Origin of the sequence: Thermogutta sp. (assembly GCF_039793925.1) — a bacterium.
In the GTDB taxonomy this organism is placed as follows: domain Bacteria; phylum Planctomycetota; class Planctomycetia; order Pirellulales; family Thermoguttaceae; genus Thermogutta.
Window position 1 is genome coordinate 1 of sequence record NZ_JBAMME010000365.1, and the last position, 2,063, is coordinate 2,063.

Here is a 2,063-nt window from a genome sequence, read left to right on the forward strand (position 1 = left end):
CGCACGCGCCTGGTGGGGGAGAGCAATGGCTTTTTGACCGGAGAAGTGATATAATGCAAGATTGCAGATTCAAGTTGCAGATTCAACAGGAGGGCCCATGATCAGGCGGGTCAAAATTCAGGGTTACAAATCCCTTCAGGATGTGGAGATCCGCCTTCAGCCTCTGACGGTGATCTTCGGCCCTAACGCAGCCGGGAAAAGCAACCTGCTGGATGCCCTGGCTTTGCTTAGCCGGATGGTGACCAGCCGGACGCTCAAAGAAGCCTTTGAGGGCCACCGGGGTACCTCTCTGGAGGCCTTCCAATATGACGCTACGGGCATTAAAGGCCTCCTTCAGAGGGAAAGCGCGCAGTTCACCGTAGAGGTTGATGTAGAACTCTCCCGGCAGGTTGTGGAAGAGGTAGAGCGGCGAATTTACGAAATGCGGAAGGGCCTCCCTGATGATACGGAGGGATCGCAGATTCGCCGGCGAATTCTGGAGCCGATTTTGCGCTACAAAATCACAGTGGAGACAATCCCTCAGTCGGGAGTGCTGCGGGTTCTGGACGAAAAATTGGTTGCCCTGACGGCGGACGGTCGGGAAAAAGCCCCCCATGCCCGCAAGCCCTTCATTTACCAGGCGGAGGGCCGCTTACGGCTTCGGATGGAAGGACAAGCCCGACCCACAGAGCATCCCATCGGTTTGGACTACACCCTGGTCTCTCAACCCCTTTACCCCCCCCATTACCCGCACATCATTGCTTTTCGGGAGGAATTGGCGCGCTGGCGCTTTTACTACTTTGAACCTCGGGTGATGCGATTACCTTCCCCGATCAAAGACGCCGACCACCTGGGCCCTTTCGGAGAAGACCTGGCTGCCCTCTATCACACCTTACGCAGGAAAAACGAGCGACAGTTTGAAGCAACCTGTCGGGCCCTGAATTCCCTGATCCCCGCCATTGAACGAATAGAGGTGCAGTTGACCCCCGATGGTTTTGTGGAACTCAACATCGTGGAGAACAACATCCTCTATTCCGCCAGAGTTATCTCGGAGGGAACCCTTCGCATGCTGGGGCTGCTGGCTGTGACGAACCCCTTATCTCCGGCAACATTGATCGGTTATGAGGAACCTGAGAACGGCGTTCACCCCCGCCGTTTGCGCCTGATTGCCGAACTGCTGAAGGAGACGGTAAGCCGGGAGGGAGTCCAGATCGTTGTCAACACCCATTCGCCTCTTTTCCCCGAGTATTTTGAAAATGAAATGCTCATTATCTGCCGGAGAGGGTCAGAGGGCACCCGATTTGAGGAATTCTCTTCTTTAGGCCCCCTCTTCCGGAAGGGGGAGATAGAAAAAGGGCTTGAAGAGGTATCTCCTTCCCCCTTATGGACCCGCATCATACGAGGGGATTGGGATGGGTAAGATATCCCTCTTGTACTTTCTTGAGGACATCGCCCACGAGAAATTTCTGCCCGCGCTGGTCACCCGTATCGCCCAGGATCGGGGGATTGAGCCCTCGCTGTTAGAGCACAACGTACGAAATGCCACCGGGGGCAAGGGGAGGGCCCTTGCGGAATTCTCTCAGTTTCTTCGGGAGAGCCAGGGCCTTCAATGCCATATCCTGATTGTCGCCATAGACGCGAACTGCCAGAGTTATCAGAAGCGGCGTAAGGAAATCCTGCGGCGGGTCAAACAATCGGAAGTCCGCTGGCAGGTCGTCTGCGCCGTTCCGAACCCCCATATAGAGCGCTGGTACCTCAGCGACCCAACCGTTTTCAGAGGCAAAGGAGTCACCCTCCCCCCTTATAAGTGCGAGCGTGGCAGGTACAAGCGGATCCTTCGCGAGGCGATAGAGGAGCACACCGGTTCTGTCCCACCCCTGGGAGGCATTGAATACGGCCAGGAAATCGCGAAGGCTATGGACATCCACAAGGCCCGTAAAGAAGACAGAGCGCTCGGGCGCTTTGTAGATGACCTCAAGCAGGCTTTCGCAATCCTGATGAACCAAGACGGGGTAGCCACAGAGGCATCGTGAGCCTGTTCGGGGCATTGTCCGTGAAAACAGGAGAAGTGGAAGCGGAGTTGG

Annotated in this window: 2 protein-coding genes; both read left to right on the top strand. The window is 56.1% G+C overall.

The window, feature by feature from the left end:
• Positions 1–97 precede the first annotated feature (97 nt).
• Entirely contained in the window at positions 98–1,399 is a 1,302-nt protein-coding gene (locus ABJK56_RS19730) for an AAA family ATPase (protein ID WP_347246405.1), read from the top strand.
• Positions 1,392–2,012: a DUF4276 family protein gene (locus ABJK56_RS19735; protein WP_347246406.1), complete on the top strand. Its 621-nt coding sequence runs from the start codon at positions 1,392–1,394 to the stop codon at positions 2,010–2,012. Before ABJK56_RS19730 ends, ABJK56_RS19735 begins: the two co-directional genes overlap by 8 nt.
• Positions 2,013–2,063 lie beyond the last annotated feature (51 nt).

Bases quoted from the DNA above. Each gene is read 5' to 3' on its own strand.
- ABJK56_RS19735 (WP_347246406.1), top strand. From the start codon at position 1,392: ATGGGTAAGATATCCCTCTTGTACTTTCTTGAGGACATCGCCCACGAG.
- ABJK56_RS19730 (WP_347246405.1), top strand. From the start codon at position 98: ATGATCAGGCGGGTCAAAATTCAGGGTTACAAATCCCTTCAGGATGTG.